We start from the raw sequence: 19974 nt of genomic DNA, 5'->3' as shown, positions 1-19974 counted from the left end.
GTGGTTCATTTACTTGTGGTAGACGATGAGAAAGAGGTTGGGACTTTTCTATCCCGCCTTTTTACGATGAAAGGTTACCTCGTACAAGTTGTGAATAGCGGCAAGGAGTTTCATGAGATCGATTGGAATCAGCAGCGTTTTGATGTCGCAATGATAGATTTGAAGCTTCCGGATTGTGATGGACTTTCCCTCCTTCAGCATCTAAAACAACTGCAGCCGCGTTGCAAGGTACTGATCATGACCGGATACAGCACCGTCAAGACCGCCGTTGATGCCATGAAACTTGGTGCGAGTGATTACATGGAAAAACCCTTCGTGGATATTGAAGTACTGGAAAGGCAGATTGACAACCTATTGAATGAAAATGAAGCTTTGAATCAGCATTTCATCCATAAGCTAGCCGAGGATTCAGGACTCATTGTCGGTGAAAGTCCTTTAATGAAGAATTTGATTGAAACGGCTTTCAAGGTGGCCCAAAAATCGGTCAATGTATTAATTGAAGGAGAAACCGGAAGCGGTAAAGAAGTGCTTTCCCGCTTCATCCACATTGCCAGCCCCCGGAACCATGAACCTTTTATCGGCATCAATTGCGGAGCGATCTCTGAATCGCTACTGGAAAGCGAATTATTCGGTCATGAAAAGGGAGCTTTCACAGGAGCGACCCAGCTGCGAAAGGGTTTTTTCGAAATTGCAGGGAACGGGACGCTTTTCCTTGATGAAATTGCGGATGCGAGTCCCGCCATTCAAGTCAAATTGCTTCGGGTCTTGGAAACACGGGAATTCATGCGGGTTGGCAGCAGCGGGACATTACGGACGAACGCCCGGTTAGTTGCGGCCTCCAATGAAAACCTGCAGCAGGCAGTGGACAAGAATAAATTTCGGGAAGACCTATTTTACCGACTGAACGTCGTGACTCTGGATATCCCGCCATTAAGGAACCGAAAAGAGGATATTCCGTTGCTTGTCCGTCACTTGGTTGAGAGAAATGGTCATGGAGATATTTCTTTTTCCAATGAAGCCATTGAAAAATTACAGCAATACAACTGGCAAGGTAACATACGCGAACTTTCTAATGTGGTCATGCGCACGCTAACTCTTGCAGACAATAAGTCGGTAATAACCGCCAATGATATCTCACTATCCAACAGCCAGATCACTCCTGACAAAAATGTGTCACCTAATGAGATTCAGTCAACTGAAAACCTTCTTGAAGAGTGGCGAAAAAGGCTGGTGGCTGATTTTAATGAGAAGGATGAACTGATGCTTGAAGAAATCCTTACGGAAATCAAACAGCTTCAATCGACAATTGGAAAGGAGCTCGTCATGCAGGCACTGCAAAAAACCTACGGCAACCGGAATGAAGCTGCCAAACGCTTGCAGATATCCATAAGGAAATTGCGCTATATATTAAATGAGAAGAGCCAGACATAATAAAAAGGAGGATGCCCCGTTCCAGGGCTTCCTCCTCTCTTCCTATTCTAGCGTCAATACGATGCGGCCGTTGATTTCTCCCTTTTCCATCATTGAAAACACGTCATTGATTTCATCAAGCTTTCTTGTTTCAATATTCGTTCTGACTTTACCCTCAGCCGCAAATTGAACAGCTTCCTGTAAATCTTTTCTCGTCCCGACGATGGACCCTTTTACAGTTACCCCATTTAACACTGTATCAAAAATCGGGATTGGAAGTTCATCATTCGGCAATCCGACTACGACAAGTGTGCCGCCCCGCTTGACTGAACTGTAAGCCTGTTCGAATGCTTTTTTCGTAACCGCTACAGAAATGGATGCCTGCACACCGCCAACCTTATCCTTTATGGCCTGTACAGGATCGGCCTTAAGCCCATTAACCGTGTAATCCGCCCCCAGTTCCGTTGCCAAATCAAGCTTATCATCTTGAATATCGACAGCAATGACATTAAAGCCCATCGCTTTTGCGTATTGCAGGGCAACATGTCCCAATCCGCCAATTCCATAAATCGCTACCCAATCACCAGGTTTTGCTTCTGATACCTTAAGCGCCTTATAAGTCGTTACACCTGCACAGAAAATCGGTGATACCTCCGCAAAGTCAAGCCCTTCAGGAACCTTCACCACATATTTGGCAGGTGCTTTACAATATTCCGCATACCCGCCGTCCACGGAATAGCCTGCATTCAATTGATCCAAGCAAAGCGTTTCCCTTCCAGTCAGACAATATTCACAATCGCCACAGGCTGAATAAAGCCAAGGGATCCCAACACGGTCACCCACTTTCAAGGAAGTTACGCCCTCTGCCACCTTTTCTATAATGCCCACACCCTCATGTCCGGGGATAAGCGGAAGCTTGGGTTTTACCGGCCAATCACCATGTACCGCATGTAGATCGGTATGACACACGCCACAGGCTTTAATTTTCACTAATATCTCACCATATTCCAATTCCGGGATGGGTACTTCTTTAATCTCAAGTTTTTGGTTAAATTCATTGACGACCGCCGCTTTCATTGTCTTGACCTGTTGTTTTGCATTTACAGTGCTTGCCCCTTGTTTTACATTCATGATTCATTTTCCTCCCTTAATCCAGTGGATATTATTTTTTGCTACTACTTAAAATAGATGCAAGTGCCATGCCACTGCAAAAAGGCCAAGAAGACAGCAATCACAAAAAAAAGTGCCGAAAAATCGGCCCATTTGGACGAATTAACGGCTAAAGTTGGACGAAATCCGGTTTGTATATTGCAGAAAAAATGGCTCACCCTATAAATAGGAGGTGTCTAAAACATGGACCAATTTGAAAAAGCCTATGAATCATATAAACAGCAGGGAACACCGCAAGCAAACCAACCTGATTCAGCAGGAAAAGAAGAAATCATCGCCGTAAGGAAAAATGAAGAAGACAATATTATCGCCATCAAGACGAACTCCGGCCGCGAACTCGACTACCCCACAGCCCTTTCGGAAGCAAAGGCGGGCAACCTGGCCAATGTTGACGTCTTTCATAAATATGGACGTGACATATTGCGGAGTGAGCCCGATGGGATAAAGGAAAATAACCTGGATCAACTGCCGGAGTTTTGAATTTTCGGGGAGACTGCCTGGTATGGGCAGTTTTTTTCTGTCTGGATGAGCTAAAAAAGAACCAGCATGATTAGCCGGATCTTATTTTTCGTAAGGATAGGATTCAGAGATTTCGAGCAGTCGGCCGCAGGACTCGACAACCTCGATGATTTCCATCCATGACATGTCCAGACCCAGTTCATTAGCATGGGAAATCTTATCCCGTAATTTCCGGATGGCGTTCGCATCCTTCTTCCCTTTACTTTTCGAAGGGATTTGGAAGAAGCACCTCAATTCTTTATCTTTATGTATGATATCGAACTTATCACTGATTTGCAGGCACTCTATTATATTGATATCCTCATTTTTATCAATTCTCCTTCTATATAATTCGGTTGCCTTTTCTAAACGGTCTTCGCTGATCATTGGATACCAGCTGCCATCGCCGAATCTATCCAGGATGATATCGCTCATCCTCATTTCCAATAAGGTAATATATCCGAATATCAGCATCCTGATCGGAGGTTTTTGAAGGTCGGCATGGGTAATCAACATTTTAATTGAATTATTCTCCAATACGAACACCCTTGTTTTATTCTTGAAAATATGGAGAAGCTGGATCAAAGGGGTTGAATCCGAAACCATTTCCCTTGGTGAAAAGTTTCTCATATATTCAAAAATGCTTCCTTCACCTAGTTCTTCCCTTTCGATATACCCGATGATTTCCCCTTGATCTTGGACTGCCAATATATCGAAATTCTTTTTTTCCAATGCTTTCTGAATATCCAGCGCCAGATCATTTTTATGGCAAAACTCAAGCTCCTGGGCAATGCTCTTAACCGTTATATTTTCTTCATAAAGAGTTTTAAGACTAAGATAGCTGCTATTGCTTTTTCTTTCGCTTCCATTTAACATCTTTCAACCTCCGCTCAGGAACACTTTCTGCCCGTTTTCCGCTTTAATCATAGAAATGCATGCGGCCCCTACAAATAAAGTCCACTGCAGTGGACTCAATCCCAATCATGTGAATCTAATTTTTTGATACATTAATCAAATGCCATCAACTGCATTGCCTACCGCCGTTTCCTCATTCTCCTTTTCTTCCCAACCCTTACAAACATCTACCCAATCCTTCGCACCTGAATATTCAAACAATTCAGCGAGTGTAAGTTCTATTGCAGAGTTCGCACTGCCGCAAGCCGGGAACAATGAATCGAAGCGCTTCATCGATACATCAAGAAAAACAGCTAAATCGTTTGCCAGACCAAACGGGCAAACGCCTCCGATTGCATGGCCAGTCTGTGCGAGCACTTCTTCAGGCGAAAGCATTCGTGCCTTGAAACCGAATGACTGACGAAATTTCTTATTATCCACTTTGGCGTCCCCTGCGGCAACTACCAAAATCGCGTGTTCACCTTCCCCTTTAAAGGAAAGAGTCTTAGCAATCCGCGCTGGGATAACACCAATGGTTTCCGCTGCCTCAATCACCGTGGCACTCGATGTTTCGAACTCTTTTACGTCGCCTTCCCGATTCCATTGTTTAAAATGGCTTTTGACACTCTCGATCGACATTTTATATTCACTCCTTTGACGTACATATTGAAATAATATCATCCTTCATTGCAATAAATCAAAATCCTATTGTGCTACTTCTACTGCTTGGAAACTAATAAATTTAAACCATTCTTTACAAATTGACGAAACAAGCTTACATGGGATACCATTAATAATCGGGTAAACGCCTACACGTGGTTCGTAACCATCCCACGATAAAAAACTAGGGAGAGAGTAAAATGAATGTTCGTACACTCGTGATAAACGGGTTATTGGCTGCCTTGTATGTGGCGGTCTCATTGGTGTTTAAACCAATAGCTTTTGAGATGTTCCAATTCCGTGTACCGGAAATGTTGAATCATCTGATTGTATTCAATAAAAAGTATATCTACGGTATCGTTGGCGGGGTCTTCATATCGAATCTGCTCTTTTCGCCGATGGTGCCATATGATTTGATTTTTGGGGTGGGGCAATCCCTGCTCGCCTTATTGCTTGTCATTTATGTTTCTCGTTTCATAAAAGGCATTAAAGGACGGATGATCGCCACGATTATCTTTTTCACGTTCACAATGTTTTTAATTGCAATTGAACTGAACCTTGCCTTTGGCTTGCCATTCTGGCTAAGCTGGATGACTACAGCTGTCGGTGAGTTCGTCGTCCTCCTGATTGGAGCGCCAATCATTTATGGAATGAACAAAAGAATTCAGTTTGAAAAATGGATTTAAAAGGAATCTTCGCTCCGTTAAGCCACTATAATGGAAAAGAGCTGTCTGCATGATGCGGCAGCTCTTTTTTTTCACCAATGAACTCGAAAATGATAAACTATTAGTAAGAATGGTGGTGGCCCTTTGAAAAAAGTCCTGACCATAATCGGTCTACTTGTAATCGCAATATTTATATACTCTAATGCAGAGCTGTTCACTTTGGTTTGGAAAAGTGACCTGGATTCTGTTATTGGTATATTGAAGGAAAACCTTCTGCTTACATTTATTGTGACATTCGTATTGATGTTTGTACAAAATTCTTTTACAATCATCCCCTTAATTTTGCTCCTGACTATCAATGTCACGATATTCGGATTCATATATGGCTATCTATGGAGTTGGTTTACAAGTGTTGTTGCCTCAGGATTCATTTTTTATGCAGCAAGAAACTGGTTTCAGGAGCTTCTCTTAAAGAAAATTGGCCAAAAATGGCAAGAAACCGTTGTGGAGCATGGCTTCATGTACGTTTTTACAGGCAGGATTTTCCCGCTTATCCCAACAAGCTTAATTAACTTGGCAGCTGGAGTCAGCACTGTCACGTTCAAGGATTTTTTATTAGCGACGGCGCTTGGCAACCTTATATACTTTTTCTTCCTATCGCTGATTCCCTATGGACTGCTATCTGTTGAAATGAACCAATATACGCTAGCTGCACTCGCACTCCTCTTCTTACTATTTTTCATTATCTATAAGCGTGCAAAAAAGAAAAAGAAACTTACCTTCTTCAGAAAAAACAGGTGACCACATTGGCCCTGTTTTTTTATTTAGGATTCTGCATATATTTTTTTCCGATAGTTTGTTAAAATGTGTATGTAATTTTACCTTTGTAATGTCTTAAAATCAGGGAGAATCTCCATGTCCAAACGCTCCATCTTAGCAATATATATCCTATCCGGGATTCTTACATTAGTCGTATTCGACTATTTTTTAACTACAAATATCCATAACAAGGAAGTCTTCGTTCAACTGCAAAGAGTGGAAGGCTTTGTTTTCCTTTTATCAATAGGCTTGGTCTTATATCTTTATTTAGCTAAAAGGGAAGAATTCAAACAATTAAAAGAAGCGGAACAACGTCGGCGTACACTCATCAATTCAATGGTTGATTTCGTTAACTTCAAGGATGGTGATGGCCGATGGCTTGAATCCAATACCTTCGGGCTGCAATTATTTCAATTGGAGCATGTAGATTATAAGGGAAAAAGAGACAGTGAGCTCGCCGAATACTCCGAATTTTATAAAGAGTCGTTGATCTACTGTGAAGTTTCCGATGAAGAAACGTGGGTAAAAGGGGAAATCACACGGTGTGAGGAAATCATCCCTCTTCCCGATGGCAATCACAAGACCTTTGATACGATCAAAGTTCCCCTGTTCAATGAGGATGGTTCACGAAAAGGCTTAGTCGTCATTGGCAGGGATATTTCTGAAAGGGTTGTCGCGGAGAATCAATTATTCGAAAGTGAACAACGCTATAAATCATTGTTTGAACACAACCCATATCCGATGCTGATGCTTGATTTAAACGGAATGATCACGACCGTGAATCCTAGATTTGAAACGGTAACAGGTTTTCAACAGGAAGAAATACATGGAGCCTCATTCATTAATTTGAACTTTTCAGCAGAAGACGCGGAATTGATCCGTACATCTTGCCAATATGTCATGGAAAACCATAAGGGGATCAAAAAAGGGAAAGATATAGAATTCCTGACGAAGTACGGGAAGTCCATCTTACTTTCTTGTACGTTTGTCCCGATGATGGTTGGCGAGGATTTAGTCGGAATCATTACTTATGCTAAAGAGGTCACTCAAATCCGGGAAACCGAAGCACGCTTAAGAAGAACCGAAAAATTATCGATAGTCGGCGAACTTGCCGCAAGTGTAGCCCACGAGGTACGAAACCCGCTGACTTCTTTAAAAGGTTTTGTCCAGCTGCTTAAAAAGAGCGACCATCCCTTTGAACAATACTACACAATCATGTTAAGTGAGTTGGACCGGATCAATCTTATTGTAAGCGAGTTACTCGTTCTGGCAAAACCACAGGAACTTCCATTCAGCAAACATCAAATCATCGACCTGATGAATGATGTCAAAACCTTGTTGAAACCAGAGGCGGACTCGTACCCCACCCAAATATCAATATCTGTTAAAAACGAAATACCGCTTCTATTATGTGAGGGAAACCAATTAAAACAAGTTTTCATAAACATGCTCAAAAATTCAATGGAGGCATCCGCCGATCACATTTGGATTGATTTTGAACGCATGGACAATAACCTTTCCATCACCATCAAAGATAATGGAAGCGGAATTGAAAAAAACCGGATAAAGCATCTTGGAGAACCTTTCTATTCTTCGAAAGAAAAAGGAACCGGATTAGGACTGACAGTCAGTTGCCGAATCATCGAGGCGCATCGGGGAAAGGTCCGCTTTAACAGCGAACTAAACCATGGAACCGAGGTCCAAATCATTTTGCCCATAAAATTTTGAATCCGAGGACAAGCCTAAACCTTGTCCTTTTTTGCAGGATTCAGAACGATCCTATTTAAACAGGGAGGTGAAGAAATCCTTTATATTCCCAAAGAATGACACAGTCTCGACAGGCTGTTCATTAACCTGACCTTCTGTATCTTTGGATGTATCGCTCACTTTCTTGCCAGCCGTACTCATTTGTGTAGCCTCAACTTCCGCCTCTTTTGTTTTGACATCATCCACGGTTTCTTCCTCATCCATCTCCACATCCATATCCTTTTCGAAAACAAGGACGTAAGTACGGCGCTCCCCATCCTTTGAAACGGTAACGGAAATGGCCGTCTTCGCTTTATCCTTGATCTTCACTTGTTTACTGCTCTCACCGTCATATTCAATCGTTGCTCCGCCGGCATTTGTCGCTGCATCCATTTCGACTGAAGAAATATCATTATCGACATCGATATGATAGGTATGCTCATTAGATTCAAAAGATTTGTTCCATACTCCGGTTGATACAGTCAGATTGCTCAACACTGGTGCATTATTACCTTCCTCACCTAAAGAATCTGCTGACGCTACCTTCTCTATAGAATCGGTTTTCAGTTTTTGTGTTGAATTACTTTCAAGTTGCTGTGCTTTCGGCACTTGGCTGACACCACTGCTTGGTTTTAGATTATTGGAGGATTCTGCTGATGTTAAAGATGATTTATTCCCCTTATCCGAGGAAGGTTGAGCTTTACTTGTTTCTGTTGATGGCTCTTTTTGAACTTCACTCTCTTTAGGAGCATCTTTCGATTCGGTTTCCTTGGCTGCAGCCCGTGTAATCGTAAGCGTATAGGTTTTTTCGTCTCCATTTTCTGCTGTAACGACAATCTTCACCGTTGTCTTACCGACTGGAAGGGTAACCTTTACACCGGCACTGGTAGCATCCTTTCCATTCACCTTTACAATTGCGGTACTGTCACTCAATGTCGGAGTTACCGTAACGGACTGGACTTCATTTTCAACTGAAGCATTATAAGCTGTCACTTTAGAATCGAATGTTAATGAGCCTTTTGATAATCCAATCGATGTTAAAAGGTTATCATCACTTTCAAGTTTTTCGACCTTGAGAGTATAGGCAACCGTTTCATTTTCCCCATCGCTGACGGTGATTTCAAACGTATTCATACCAGTTTGAAGAGTTAAATCCTTCACTTTATCATCTGTCATTTTGACACCATTCACGTATATGGCTGCATTCTCGTTAGGACTTGCTGCAAGCAATGTGATCTTTTCCACATCATTCCCCACTGCCGAACTATAATCGTGTACATCTTCTGAAAATTTTTGATCCAGTTCTATCCCTTCTATTTCTAGCTTTGAAAGACTATTTACCGTTTGTGCCTCTTCCTGAATGACAGACGTGCCTTCCGCCGCCCATGCCTCGGGCATATAAGCGGATGTCCCCATCCCCACAAGAGAACCAACCAAGATCACCTTAACGCTTTTTTCTTTTAATCCATTCTTTAGCAAAGCCTATCCCTCCTATAATTCCTGCAAACATGATAGGGCTAGGTTATCAAAGGAACCTTAATTATTTCTTAATGGATTTTTTCGGAGGATACCTATTGATGCTTTGGTGCAAAGCGGAATCCCCAACCAATACTATGGTTATAATGGAGGGAGGGATGCAGGTCATCTAACCTTATTGTTATCACTTTTCTAGCGAACCTCTTAATCTGCCTTTAGATAACTAATTTATTTTCACTGTTTTTTCACATTTTCCTTTTATAATAAGCTTACATAATCTGATGAAAGGATGATGGCACACCAAGATGAAAAAATATTTTTGGCTGATAGTCAGCCTGTTCGTTTTGCTTTTAAACCCGGCAATGGCTTTTGGTCATGCTACTATAATAAGCTCTAATCCTAGCCCGAATGAAGCAATGGATACTCTTCCTGAAAAAATCAGCATTCAATTCAGTGAGAATATACAACCAGCTTTCCATTCGCTTGAGGTATTCAGCCAAGATGGGGACAAAATTCAAATCCAAGACAGTGCAATCTCGGAACAAAGTGAAAAAGTACTGGAAGCTAAGTGGAAGGGCACTATCGATGAAGGGATTTACTACATTAAATGGAGAGTGGTTTCGAGTGATGGCCATCCCATTGAAGGAACAATACCCTTTCAATTCGGAGATTCAGCTGGTCTTTCAGACCAAGAAAATTCCGAAGTGAATGCAAGCTTTCCGAATTCCATCAATGTAATCCTGCAAAGTCTTCAATACATATGCTTCGCTGCCCTAACCGGAATCCTTTTTTTTAGATTATCGTTAATGAAGGATTCTCGACTTTTTGAAGCTAGCAGAAGAACTCGTCTATACCTTTGGCTTTCATATGCAGGTTTAGCATTTTCCATCTTCTGCAGTCTGCCTTTAAAAGTTACGATTGATGCTGGCGTAGGTTGGACTGATGCATTTAAAGTTAGTTATATAAAAGAAGTATTGAATGCTACAAACTTTGGATCGGTCTGGATCATTGAAATTCTAATATTGCTGCTTCTATTTTTAGTGATTTATTTCATGCTCGAGAACTCCCTGAATAAATCACTGCCTTACCTTTCTTTCATCATAATTGCCTGCTTGATGATTTGTAAGGCTTTAACTGGACATACAGCAGCCGTTCCTAATCAGGTTCTGGCCGTTTTGATGGATTTCCTTCATTTATTGTCCATGGCTTTATGGCTCGGCGGCCTTATGGCCTTATTGGTGATTCTGCCTGGGCTAGCCGATCGGCAGGCAGTCCAAGAAGATAAGAGAACGTTTTACTGGTCGATCATTTCAAGGTTTTCCAAATGGACATTTCTGTTTGTAATCATACTGATTGTCAGCGGGATATATAGCAGTTTACAGCATGTACCGACTATCCATTCATTGTTTAACACAACATATGGCCAATTGTTACTAGCGAAAATCGGTCTCATGTTAGCCATGATCGTTTTAGGAGGCTTTCATTTTCTCCGAGGGAAAAAGCAAACGAAAAAACTTGGTTATAGTGTGGGGATGGAGTTTGGTTTAGGGGTCGTCATACTTCTCGTTGCAGCTCTGCTGACAAATGTCCAAACTGCCATGTCTTCTCCCGGGCCCATTGAAAAGACGTTACTGACTGAAGAAAATAATGAGGTTACATTAATGGTAACCCCCAATGAAGTCGGGGATAATCTGATTCAAGTAAACCTTTCTAATGAAGGCAAGCCAATTGCTGAAATCGAGCAGCTTACAATCACAATGCAGCCATTGGATACGCCAAATGGTGAAATGAAGCTGCAGATGAAGGAGAAAAACACAGGTACATTTACATCAAAGTCTATATTAACCATGCCAGGAAAGTGGAGTATCCATGTTCACGGATTAACTGAAAGCCTGGATTCAATCAATGCCGATTTTATAATTTTCATAGGAAATTCATAACAGGAGGGATTAATACTAATGAAAAACATTTCAAAGCTTCTTATTTTTACATTTGCTGCACTATTCATTTTTTCCGGTTCAGCGTATGCTCACGTTACAGTCAAGCCTAGTTCATCTGCCCCTGAGGCGTGGGAAACTTATACACTCAAAGTACCCGTCGAAAAAGAAACTGCCACTACAAAGGTGACTTTAAAAGTTCCTGAAGGGGTTACTTTTGAAAGCTATCAGCCTGTACCGGGATGGAAAGTAACGACAGAAGGTGACAAAGATGGGCATGTAAAAACGGTAACTTGGGCAGCCACTGACGAAGGAATAGCAGCTGGACAATTCCAGCAATTCTCTTTCGTAGCACAAAATCCTAAAGAAGAAACGAAAGTTGCCTGGGATGCATTTCAATATTACGAAGATGGTGAAATTGTTGAATGGAGCGGTGATGAAGGCTCAGATCTACCGCATTCTGTAACGGAAGTTACGGTTGCGCCCAAGGCTGATGCAGAACCTGCGGACCATGGTCACAAAGATGAAGCAGACACTAATGACTCCACGACAACTGACAATTCAAAGGAGTCAGCAACAACAGAAGGTGATAGCAACCAAACGCTGATCATCACCCTGGCTGTCATATCACTAATTCTTTCCATTGTAGCGCTTTTAGCAGCTGTAAGGAAAACTAAAAAATAATCATTATGGAAGGGTGCCCCAATTTCTTGAGGCACCTTTTGTCTCTTCTAATATTCCATGACCACCGATTTACTCGGTAACTTAAGGTTTTCTGATTCTATGGTAATCTTAATCGATTTTTCGGCTCTTTGGTCCGCTATCGTTAAGTTAAGCAATCCATTTCCCTGTGCTTTTTTGCTTATTCCCAAATCTTCCGTACTTTTCACTAGCTGTGCATATAATTCCGCTTCAGTTAAATTGCGCTCAAATTCCTTTTCAGCAATCACTTTCAAGAGAGCTGCTGCACCGCTTACATGAGGCGTAGCCATTGACGTTCCGCTCAACCTGGCATATTTATTTCCTGGATACGTAGAGAGAATATCAACCCCTGGCGCAACCAAGTCAATTTCATCATTCGTATTTGAAAAATCCGCTAAATTTCTGCTTAAATCCACAGCTCCGACTTCCACTACCTCGGGATATGCTCCTGGATAATCCAATTCATCCGTTTCATGACGCCCATCACCGCTATTTCCGGCTGCACAAACAACAAGGATATCGTTCTGAAGGGCCTTTTGAATGAGTTTGTGTTCAGTCTCATCCGGAGGTCCGCCAAGTGAAAGTGAAATAACCGAAACCTTTTCTTCATTAGGTCCCCGCCAATTGATTGCATACTCTAGAGCCCCATTAATCCAATCTATATCGCCTTGTCCTTGACCATTTAGGGCCTTTAACGCTAATATGCTTGCTTTCGGAGCCACTCCCACTACACCAGCATTATTAATGGCAGCCACAACCGTACCGCTGACATGTGTCCCATGTCCGTTATCATCTTGATAATCCCCAGTATTGGTAAAATCCTTCCCGCCAATGATTCTTTCCTTGAGGTCTGGATGTCCCTTGTCAATGCCTGTATCGATGACGGCAACTACCACGCCCTCACCATAATTGCTTTTTTCCCAAATCGCCGGTGCTTTCACAAGCTCGACACCCTCAGGAATCTTCTCTTTCACCGTTTCCATTACTTCAAGAACTTTGTAAGGTATTAATCTTTTTTCTCTTGTCATTTGATTACCCCTTCCTTCGTTCAAAGTTAAACTGCCATCAGTGTGGGGATTTTCATCCCGTCTGGTTGCCGTCTACCGTTGAAAGAGATGAGATCAAAAAACTCTTCTCTCTTATATATACCAGATTTATGAAAATAAAAAAGAAGTTTTTGGAAAATTCCGTCTAAATGACTACTTTTTATTTCTTTTTGTGTTATTATCTGGTACTCTAATTATAGAACAAACGTTCGTTTAATGCCACATTTTTTTATTCATTATTCAATTTTTTCCAAGCATGCGCTTTTCCAATTAAAAAAGAAGCGACTCCGAATCGAGTCAGCTTCCACAATGTTAAGCTGCACCGCAGCATTTTTTGTATTTTTTCCCGCTTCCGCACGGACAAGGTTCATTTCTGCCAATGACCGGTTCTGTATGAACATGCGGCATTTTAGCTGCCTTTGCACTTTCCATGATAATTTGCGTGCCTTTTTCCTTCATTTGCTGATACCGCTGTTTAAATAACTCCATTACATCTTTACTGTACTTCAGCGTATCTTCCGCGATATCCATTGCCTTTTGCTTGGAAATATTATAATCCTCCAGGACAAATTGATTATCTCCGAAAGAAACCCTCACTCCAAAATGCTGTCCCGCCTGTTTATTGCCTTTAAGCTCCTCAAAGAATTCAAGGTATACTTCCTGGCAATCACAAGTCTCATGCATGCAATAATAATCATATATCCAATACGATTTATCTTCGTACTTACTCTTTAAAGCAATGCCATCCTCAACGCCAAATACATCCAAATATTTTATCGCTTTTCCATCGAGTATCTCAAATGGATCAATCGTTCTCATCTATAGACACATCCTAATTCATCAAAATTTATTCTCCCTATGTATTGTACAACCTAATTCATCAATCGTCACTTGAAACGAAGCCTGACAAAGCCAAATCCCTTTCATTAAATGCAGATTTAAGGAAGCCTTATTGAAGGCAATAAAAAAGCTGCATCAGTGTCTATAAACTGATGCAGCCCTCTCAATCTTTCATCCGATCCATGTGGTCAATTCATCAATCGGTGTTCTCTTGGCAGGTTTCGGCTCCATGTCAGGATAACCCAAGTATATGAAAGCCAATACCTCTCCCTTAGAGGATAAATTGAAAAAATCACGTACCTTTTCATGATACGTTATTTTCCCCGTTCTCCATACTGCTCCCAGACCTAGAGAATGTGCTGCAAGAAGCATATTTTGGATGGCACTGTTCACTGCCGCATATTCTTCTGCCACAAAGACATTATTCTTATCACTAGGCTCTATGCCCACTGCGATGATGACTGGAGCCCTTAATGGATTCTTTTTTTGCCGTTCGAGCTTGCTGATTAAAATTTCAGGGGTATCATCAGCATTTTCAATTCTTGTGATTTCTTCGAATACCTGGCCAAGTTTATTTCTTCCTTCTCCAGTCAATACAAAAAAACGCCAAGGCTCCGTTCGATGATGATTGGGTGCATACGTTCCAGCTTCAATGATTTGCTCGATCATTTCCCTAGGTACCGGATCTTGCTTAACGATTCCAATGCTTCTTCTCGTTTTTATAGCTTCGATAGTTTCCATGTTATCTCCCCTTATCCCTTTATCTCTAATAGTTTCTGTTTCAGTTCATTTTCCATTGATGCCAATTCCTGTTCGGCTTGCCGGCGTTTATGCCTGCCTTCTTCTTGAATCCGCATTGTTTCCTCAAGCGTGGAAATCAAGTTAGCTTGAGTTTTCTTTAATGTTTCGATATCGACAAGTCCGCGCTCGTTTTCTTTAGCCGTTTCAATGGTATTGGTTTTCAGCATCTCGGAGTTCTTCAATAACAAGTCATTCGTAGTCTTGGAAACCTGTTTTTGTGCTTCTACAGCATGCCTTTGCCTGATTAGGGTCAATGCAATCGCAACCTGATTTTTCCAAAGCGGAATGGCTGTCATGATCGAAGATTGGATTTTCTCGACTAGTGCCTGATTCGTGTTTTGGATCAGCCTGATTTGCGGTGCGCTTTGAATTGTGATTTCACGACTCAATTTCAAATCATGAAGCCTTTTATCCAACCGTTCAGCAAATTGCAGCATATCATTGACTTCTTGAAACTTCATTTGATCATTGCTTGATTCAGCGGACTTCCTTAGCTCCGGAATCGTTTTCTCATGAATTTCTTCGAGTTTGATTTCCCCTGCTGCAATATAGACATTCAATGCCTGGAAGTAATCCTTATTCGTTTCATATAGCTTTTCAAGGATTACGATATCCGATAACAGGATATTCTTGCTCCGATCGAGTTTCACACTGATACGATCAATTTGGGCCCCTGTTTTTTGATACTTGGATAGCACCTCCTGTACAGATCCCGAGAGCTTCCCGAACATACGTGCAAAAAATGAGGGCTTATCCGGTTTTAACTCATCCGGGCTCAGCTCGTTTAACTTTTTCATTAAATCACTGATAATGTTGCCCACTTCACCCACATCTTTTTTTTGGACATGCTCAAGCATCGAATTAGAAAAGGTCAGGAGCTTTGATTGGGCGGGTGTACCATAGGAAATCATCGCCTGATGATTCGTTGGGTCGATTTGTTCGGCAAGCTGATAAGCCTTTGCCCTGTTCTCTTCAGGAATGACATCAATCAGTTTAACCGGTTTCGCTTCCTGGGAAGATGCTTTCTCCAGCTCCTGCACCCCATCAAATGGATTGGCTAAAAGATCATCGATCAAACTGGCATTGTTCGTTTTATTCAACAGGTTTGGATCATTGTTAGTCATTTCAACCTCCTGCTTTCATCAATTACTTGTGACTCTTTTCTCGTTTTAATGGATTGCTTAGCAACATCCAATTCGAAGTTAAGGTTATCGATATCATCCGCAATCACTTTATATAAATCCTTTTCTATCGTATTAGTCAGTTCCTTTAAGGTTTTACGAGTCTCTGTTAAGGAGAGTTCGAGTTCCCTATTCTTTTTTGGCTGCTGTGCTAAAAAAACATATTTCTCCGCAAGCTCCATGGCGGAATCCAGATGAGAGTAATAAAATTGTTCCGCATGGTAAAACCGCTTCGGTTCTTTTTTCGTCAGACTATATATTTTCCTGATCATTTTAATCATATCTTTCCTCTGTTTGAAAGAAGAGATATGCCTGACAGAGATTAGTGCTTTTTGCACCCGCCATATCTTCGGTTTTGCTTCAGTTAAATTTTTCTTTATATATTGATATTCTTTTCTCGTCAATTCATGTTTTTTGAGGTATCTTGATGAAAAATATACGGAACTTAGCCAGTATGCAAGCACCCCTCCTGCTAAAGATATCACAACGGACAGGGCAAACGGTTGATTCAATACAAAATAGCTAATTATCCAAACCGGCAAAACCATTGGAAATGCAATCAATATCGGAACAAAATCAGCAAGAAATCGATTCATAATCATTACACTCCTGACTTACACTCTTTTCTTTATATACGGATTATCCTTGGAATTGGTTTCAAGTTGGATAAAAGAATTTCTCCTACCCTAAACGATATAGGAACCGGATGGTTTCTGCAAATTTATTGAAATTTTTTCTGAAAATTACCCCTTCTTCCCGCTAATATGGGCTAACGCCTAGTCACTTCACCGGAACTTACATAAGTTATAACGTATCCATCCTGATTTAAAAAGGAGAGTTGACCATGAATTCATACGGATTTTATCCTTTTCCACAACAAAATGGAAATCACCAGTACTTTCAGTCTAATTTTAACCCATATTTCCAACAGCCTGAACGATTTGATTATATGCCGCAGCAAGATTGGAACCTTCAGCAGGTACAAGAAAATCCATATAGCCAGGTGCCTGACCAATTCGATATTGAAAGGCAGCCTCAACAACTTGAAAGAAGAGTCCGGGAACTTGAACGTCAAAACGAGCGTCAAACGAGGGAACTCAATCGGCAAAACCAAGAAATCACGCGGATAAACCGGGAAGTGAACCGCATTAACCAGGAAATCTCCCGGCTAAGTCAAGTAGACCAGCGACATACGAATAGGTTAAACAGGCTGAATCAAAGACTTCGGGCAGTAGAAAGAAACCTAAACATCCCCTTCACCGCAACAGATGATGGTTTTTAAAGAAACCAGGAGCTCATTATGGGCTCCCGCTTTTTTATTTTTCCATGCTTTTATTGAAGGCTTGGTAGTCAGTTCATGAAATTTAATCAAACGGTTGATTAAATCTTTAAAAGGTCCGCTAAACCCTTGTCCTCGTTACTTAAACTTTAAAAGAACACCTTTTTTGTTTACAGTCATGTTTTCGCTGCCTTAAATGATTCCTGCTATCTTCTCTAAAAAAGCAGTTCCAATTACTGAAATAAGAAAAAAACAAAAAAAGAACGGAAGTCATCCTTGCACTCCCGTTTTTCCCCGTTTACAACATTATCCGTTTCAACTTTTCGTTTCTTGATTCCTGTTCCTCCTGGGTAGACAAGTCATACTTCTTCAATAGATGAAAAAGTTCATTCAACGTTTCCTGCGAATTCCCTTTTTCCAGATATCGATCTAATGTTTGACTTATTTCGCTTGGTAAAAATGTCTTTTGACTCTCAAATTTCAGCCTGACATCTTGCTGCGAATGATTAAGATTGCATGCACCCATTTAAAATTCACCTCTTACTTATCTTGATTCTATCTAGTATTATAGTCATTACCTTGTCAATTCTTCATCCTGCTTATAGTAGTCTTCTACCTTGATGAACTCCGGCGAGGTATGTGTGGCCATGATGCCATGATAACTGATATCCAATCCGAGTTCTTCTTCTTCTTCAGTGGATCTAATAGGCAGCCAAACATTTATAATTTTAAAAACGAGCCATGTCAATGTAAAGCCCCAGATGCATAACACCGCTAATCCTAATATTTGAACTCCTAGCAAATGCCATCCCCCACCGGCGAACAATCCGTTTTCAGTGGAGAAAAGCCCTACCGCTATCGTACCCCACATCCCTGATGCCGCATGAACAGGAAAGGCGCCAACCGGATCATCGATTTTTCGGGCTTCCAGCCAATTCGTAGCAGCTAACATCAACATTCCAGAAACTGCTCCAATCAATAATGCCGCCAGATCACTAACGAATGCACAGCCAGCCGTAATCCCGACAAGACCTGCAAGTGAGCCATTGATGACGGAAGGTGCATCCGAGCGTCCATATCTAAAAAGTGTATAAAGCAAGGTCGCCGCTCCCCCTGATGCTGCTGAGAGCATCGTGACAATGGCAATATGGCCAATGCGTCCATCAGTAGCTTGCAAGGTGCTTCCAGCATTAAACCCAAACCAGCCAAACCATAAAAGAAATGCCCCAACAGATGCCAGTGGGAGATTGCTCGGCAGTGAAATGGAGCTAGTCCCCCGTGAAGTGAATTTTCCTGCTCTCGGCCCAATTACAATGGCAGCCGCAAGTGCAGAAAAACCGCCTAGTGCATGAATGACCGCAGACCCTGCGAAGTCCTGCATGCCCAACCCGCTTAACCAGCCACCACCCCATACCCAGTGACCGGCAATCGGATAGATGAATGCCGTCATCATTACGACAAAAATAAGATACGCCCGAAAATTGATCCTTTCTGCAACGGCTCCCGAAACGATGGAAATGACGGCGATGACGAATGCCCCTTGAAATAACCAAAATGCGTCGATGGAAATCGTAAGGTCTATATGCGACAAATCACCTTTCAGCAGAAAGCCGCTTGCTCCAATAATTCCAAATACATCCGCTCCATACATTAAGCCAAAACCAACGACGAAATAGCAAAGCGTTCCAATCGTAATATCGGCAAAAACCTTCATGATGATGTTCACATTATTCTTCGTACGGACGAACCCTGCCTCCAATAAAGCAAATCCGCCCTCCATCAATAGAATCATGGCTGCTGTCAGAACCACCCAAATCGTATCCAAGCCAGCGTTTAACGTTTCTAAAGTCATCTTGGCGTTCCCTCCGCTTTTTGCCAGGCCATTATTTCTTTAATGATGTCTGATGGTAAATTCATTTCCCGTTTTTCCGGTTCAGCTTCAAGTAAACCGATCATCTCATTTAAAAAAGCGACCTTCTGTTTTATTTTCTCGATTTGTTTATATCTATCTTTAACATTCACCAAATGCTCAACGGCCTGGTGATGACTTGGAGCACGCCCTGTAAAAAAACGTTTAAATGGTGATAGGGATTGATACCAAGCTTCCTCAGCTCTTCGTTTTTGCTCATATTTATGAATTTTACTTTTGATCGATTCAATTTCCGACTCTTGTTTGCTTTTATGGAATAGCAGTCCTTTTACAACTTCTTCAGATGAAATTTCAAAAACAACTCTACTATATAATTCATCACGAATATAAATGTCATATCACCTCACGTAGTCACGTTATGTTTTATCATTATATTAATAATTCTGAATTCAGTCAATAATTAAACAGTAAAAACCACTTTGCGTAATGAATGATCTTAACCACACTTCTTGTCTGTTGTCCTTCATTAATCAAACGTTTGATTAATGGAAGAGCTAGTCACTCGATACAATCCCTAGATAAATTTGGAAGGTATAGATAATCATTTTTTCCTTACTCTAATAAGGCAGTTACAAACTAGGGAGGGTTCATATATGACAGTAATAAACGATGTAAAAACAACTATAGCGGGGCTAAAAAGCGCTCAAGCGAGCTTTGAAACCTTCGCCCTTTCAACAGATAATGAGCAAGCCAAACAACTGTACCAGCAAGCTGCCCAACAAACACAAACGATTGTGGACAGCATCTCTCCTCGCATTGAAGAGATTCAAAACGAGGAACCTCAATATAAACAATAATCATTCATATAAAAAAGGTTGGTTAAAGCAACCAGCCTTTTTTATATCTTTCATTCCATAAGGAGAATAAAATTTTCATTCCTTTTTCTATACCAATTTCCGTTTTTATGTAGAACAGGAGCT

Annotated in this window: 20 protein-coding genes, 1 pseudogene and 1 riboswitch; of the genes and pseudogenes, 9 read left to right on the top strand and 12 right to left on the bottom strand. The window is 41.3% G+C overall.

The annotated features are described in order from the left end of the window. Window positions 1-1431 (top strand): sigma-54-dependent transcriptional regulator, encoded by a 1431-nt coding sequence (locus ACIQZD_RS19940; protein ID WP_402905743.1) that lies wholly within the window; start codon window positions 1-3, stop codon window positions 1429-1431. A gap of 42 nt (window positions 1432-1473) precedes the next feature. On the opposite strand, the gene adhP is transcribed toward ACIQZD_RS19940, so the two are convergent. Next, window positions 1474-2487: an alcohol dehydrogenase AdhP gene (gene adhP / locus ACIQZD_RS19935; protein ID WP_402906245.1), complete on the bottom strand. Its 1014-nt coding sequence runs from the start codon at window positions 2485-2487 to the stop codon at window positions 1474-1476. 276 nt (window positions 2488-2763) lie between these two features. On the opposite strand from adhP, the gene ACIQZD_RS19930 reads away from it, so the two are divergent. Further along, window positions 2764-3060 (top strand): DUF3892 domain-containing protein, encoded by a 297-nt coding sequence (locus tag ACIQZD_RS19930; protein ID WP_214745573.1) that lies wholly within the window; start codon window positions 2764-2766, stop codon window positions 3058-3060. An 81-nt stretch (window positions 3061-3141) separates the two neighbouring features. Here the strand turns inward: ACIQZD_RS19930 and ACIQZD_RS19925 are convergent, their stop codons facing one another. Both ACIQZD_RS19925 and ACIQZD_RS19920 read right to left on the bottom strand, forming a co-directional pair. Beyond that, the gene (locus ACIQZD_RS19925) at window positions 3142-3954 is read right to left on the bottom strand and encodes a hypothetical protein (RefSeq protein WP_402905740.1); all 813 of its coding nucleotides are present in this window, start codon (window positions 3952-3954) and stop codon (window positions 3142-3144) included. 135 nt (window positions 3955-4089) lie between these two features. Continuing rightward, window positions 4090-4611, bottom strand: a complete 522-nt coding sequence (locus tag ACIQZD_RS19920) for a YbaK/EbsC family protein (protein WP_402905738.1) — start codon at window positions 4609-4611, stop codon at window positions 4090-4092. Between the two features lie 170 nt (window positions 4612-4781). After that, a riboswitch (PreQ1 riboswitch) is annotated at window positions 4782-4826 on the top strand. Between the two features lie 6 nt (window positions 4827-4832). Between ACIQZD_RS19920 and ACIQZD_RS19915 the strand changes: the two genes are divergently transcribed. The 3 genes from ACIQZD_RS19915 to ACIQZD_RS19905 all read left to right on the top strand — a co-directional run bounded on the left by ACIQZD_RS19915 (window position 4833) and on the right by ACIQZD_RS19905 (window position 7844). Further along, window positions 4833-5318: a QueT transporter family protein gene (locus ACIQZD_RS19915; RefSeq protein ID WP_402905736.1), complete on the top strand. Its 486-nt coding sequence runs from the start codon at window positions 4833-4835 to the stop codon at window positions 5316-5318. 123 nt (window positions 5319-5441) lie between these two features. Then, on the top strand, window positions 5442-6098 hold the full coding sequence (locus ACIQZD_RS19910; RefSeq protein ID WP_402905734.1) for a TVP38/TMEM64 family protein: 657 nt from the start codon (window positions 5442-5444) through the stop codon (window positions 6096-6098). A gap of 114 nt (window positions 6099-6212) precedes the next feature. Beyond that, window positions 6213-7844 carry a PAS domain S-box protein gene (locus ACIQZD_RS19905; protein ID WP_402905732.1) on the top strand — a complete coding sequence of 544 codons (1632 nt, stop codon included), beginning with the start codon at window positions 6213-6215 and terminating at the stop codon, window positions 7842-7844. 51 nt (window positions 7845-7895) lie between these two features. On the opposite strand, the gene ACIQZD_RS19900 is transcribed toward ACIQZD_RS19905, so the two are convergent. Next, window positions 7896-9341 (bottom strand): cadherin-like beta sandwich domain-containing protein, encoded by a 1446-nt coding sequence (locus ACIQZD_RS19900; protein ID WP_402905730.1) that lies wholly within the window; start codon window positions 9339-9341, stop codon window positions 7896-7898. A 302-nt stretch (window positions 9342-9643) separates the two neighbouring features. Between ACIQZD_RS19900 and ACIQZD_RS19895 the strand changes: the two genes are divergently transcribed. Beyond that, window positions 9644-11278, top strand: coding sequence for a copper resistance CopC/CopD family protein (locus ACIQZD_RS19895; RefSeq protein WP_402905728.1), 1635 nt, complete (start codon window positions 9644-9646; stop codon window positions 11276-11278). Between the two features lie 18 nt (window positions 11279-11296). Then, window positions 11297-11959, top strand: coding sequence for a YcnI family copper-binding membrane protein (locus ACIQZD_RS19890; protein ID WP_402905726.1), 663 nt, complete (start codon window positions 11297-11299; stop codon window positions 11957-11959). Window positions 11960-12006: 47 nt separating this feature from the next. Here ACIQZD_RS19890 and ACIQZD_RS19885 read toward each other — a convergent pair whose 3' ends face one another. The 5 genes and pseudogenes from ACIQZD_RS19885 to ACIQZD_RS19865 all read right to left on the bottom strand — a co-directional run bounded on the left by ACIQZD_RS19885 (window position 12007) and on the right by ACIQZD_RS19865 (window position 16441). Further along, entirely contained in the window at window positions 12007-13005 is a 999-nt protein-coding gene (locus tag ACIQZD_RS19885; RefSeq protein WP_402905724.1) for a S8 family peptidase, read from the bottom strand. Window positions 13006-13335: 330 nt separating this feature from the next. Beyond that, window positions 13336-13413: pseudogene (locus tag ACIQZD_RS26220) on the bottom strand (SEC-C metal-binding domain-containing protein); the annotation flags it as partial. A gap of 621 nt (window positions 13414-14034) precedes the next feature. Further along, complete coding sequence (locus ACIQZD_RS19875) at window positions 14035-14604, bottom strand: nitroreductase family protein (protein WP_402905720.1); 570 nt, start codon at window positions 14602-14604, stop codon at window positions 14035-14037. Window positions 14605-14615: 11 nt separating this feature from the next. After that, window positions 14616-15788, bottom strand: coding sequence for a toxic anion resistance protein (locus ACIQZD_RS19870; protein WP_137018253.1), 1173 nt, complete (start codon window positions 15786-15788; stop codon window positions 14616-14618). Further along, window positions 15785-16441, bottom strand: a complete 657-nt coding sequence (locus ACIQZD_RS19865; protein ID WP_402905717.1) for a 5-bromo-4-chloroindolyl phosphate hydrolysis family protein — start codon at window positions 16439-16441, stop codon at window positions 15785-15787. Before ACIQZD_RS19865 ends, ACIQZD_RS19870 begins: the two co-directional genes overlap by 4 nt. A gap of 353 nt (window positions 16442-16794) precedes the next feature. On the opposite strand from ACIQZD_RS19865, the gene ACIQZD_RS19860 reads away from it, so the two are divergent. Continuing rightward, window positions 16795-17127, top strand: coding sequence for a hypothetical protein (locus tag ACIQZD_RS19860; RefSeq protein ID WP_402906243.1), 333 nt, complete (start codon window positions 16795-16797; stop codon window positions 17125-17127). 295 nt (window positions 17128-17422) lie between these two features. Here the strand turns inward: ACIQZD_RS19860 and ACIQZD_RS19855 are convergent, their stop codons facing one another. Genes ACIQZD_RS19855 through ACIQZD_RS19845 form a run of 3 tightly spaced genes read right to left on the bottom strand, consistent with a single transcriptional unit; the run spans window position 17423 to window position 19149 of the window. Beyond that, the gene (locus ACIQZD_RS19855; protein WP_402905715.1) at window positions 17423-17650 is read right to left on the bottom strand and encodes a hypothetical protein; all 228 of its coding nucleotides are present in this window, start codon (window positions 17648-17650) and stop codon (window positions 17423-17425) included. A gap of 48 nt (window positions 17651-17698) precedes the next feature. Continuing rightward, complete coding sequence (locus ACIQZD_RS19850) at window positions 17699-18976, bottom strand: ammonium transporter (protein WP_402905713.1); 1278 nt, start codon at window positions 18974-18976, stop codon at window positions 17699-17701. Continuing rightward, a complete protein-coding gene (locus ACIQZD_RS19845) occupies window positions 18973-19149 on the bottom strand; it encodes a hypothetical protein (RefSeq protein WP_241663407.1) in 177 nt (58 codons plus the stop codon). Before ACIQZD_RS19845 ends, ACIQZD_RS19850 begins: the two co-directional genes overlap by 4 nt. A 498-nt stretch (window positions 19150-19647) precedes the next feature. On the opposite strand from ACIQZD_RS19845, the gene ACIQZD_RS19840 reads away from it, so the two are divergent. After that, on the top strand, window positions 19648-19851 hold the full coding sequence (locus tag ACIQZD_RS19840; RefSeq protein ID WP_402905711.1) for a DUF1657 domain-containing protein: 204 nt from the start codon (window positions 19648-19650) through the stop codon (window positions 19849-19851). The last annotated feature ends 123 nt before the right edge of the window (window positions 19852-19974 follow it).

The sequence above is a fragment of the Peribacillus sp. NPDC096447 genome (assembly GCF_044762725.1).
GTDB lineage: Bacteria > Bacillota > Bacilli > Bacillales > DSM-1321 > Peribacillus.
Note: the sequence above shows the minus strand (reverse complement) of the source record. Positions and strands in the feature narration are given on the sequence as shown.

Coding starts and splice junctions, on each gene's coding strand:
- ACIQZD_RS19925 (WP_402905740.1), bottom strand. CDS start 3,954: ATGTTAAATGGAAGCGAAAGAAAAAGCAATAGCAGCTATCTTAGTCTT.
- ACIQZD_RS19860 (WP_402906243.1), top strand. CDS start 16,795: ATGCCGCAGCAAGATTGGAACCTTCAGCAGGTACAAGAAAATCCATAT.
- ACIQZD_RS19895 (WP_402905728.1), top strand. CDS start 9,644: ATGAAAAAATATTTTTGGCTGATAGTCAGCCTGTTCGTTTTGCTTTTA.
- ACIQZD_RS19865 (WP_402905717.1), bottom strand. CDS start 16,441: ATGAATCGATTTCTTGCTGATTTTGTTCCGATATTGATTGCATTTCCA.
- ACIQZD_RS19920 (WP_402905738.1), bottom strand. CDS start 4,611: ATGTCGATCGAGAGTGTCAAAAGCCATTTTAAACAATGGAATCGGGAA.
- ACIQZD_RS19870 (WP_137018253.1), bottom strand. CDS start 15,788: ATGACTAACAATGATCCAAACCTGTTGAATAAAACGAACAATGCCAGT.
- ACIQZD_RS19875 (WP_402905720.1), bottom strand. CDS start 14,604: ATGGAAACTATCGAAGCTATAAAAACGAGAAGAAGCATTGGAATCGTT.
- ACIQZD_RS19905 (WP_402905732.1), top strand. CDS start 6,213: ATGTCCAAACGCTCCATCTTAGCAATATATATCCTATCCGGGATTCTT.
- ACIQZD_RS19840 (WP_402905711.1), top strand. CDS start 19,648: ATGACAGTAATAAACGATGTAAAAACAACTATAGCGGGGCTAAAAAGC.
- ACIQZD_RS19890 (WP_402905726.1), top strand. CDS start 11,297: ATGAAAAACATTTCAAAGCTTCTTATTTTTACATTTGCTGCACTATTC.
- ACIQZD_RS19885 (WP_402905724.1), bottom strand. CDS start 13,005: ATGACAAGAGAAAAAAGATTAATACCTTACAAAGTTCTTGAAGTAATG.
- ACIQZD_RS19930 (WP_214745573.1), top strand. CDS start 2,764: ATGGACCAATTTGAAAAAGCCTATGAATCATATAAACAGCAGGGAACA.
- ACIQZD_RS19915 (WP_402905736.1), top strand. CDS start 4,833: ATGAATGTTCGTACACTCGTGATAAACGGGTTATTGGCTGCCTTGTAT.
- ACIQZD_RS19855 (WP_402905715.1), bottom strand. CDS start 17,650: ATGGGTGCATGCAATCTTAATCATTCGCAGCAAGATGTCAGGCTGAAA.
- adhP (WP_402906245.1), bottom strand. CDS start 2,487: ATGAAAGCGGCGGTCGTCAATGAATTTAACCAAAAACTTGAGATTAAA.
- ACIQZD_RS19850 (WP_402905713.1), bottom strand. CDS start 18,976: ATGACTTTAGAAACGTTAAACGCTGGCTTGGATACGATTTGGGTGGTT.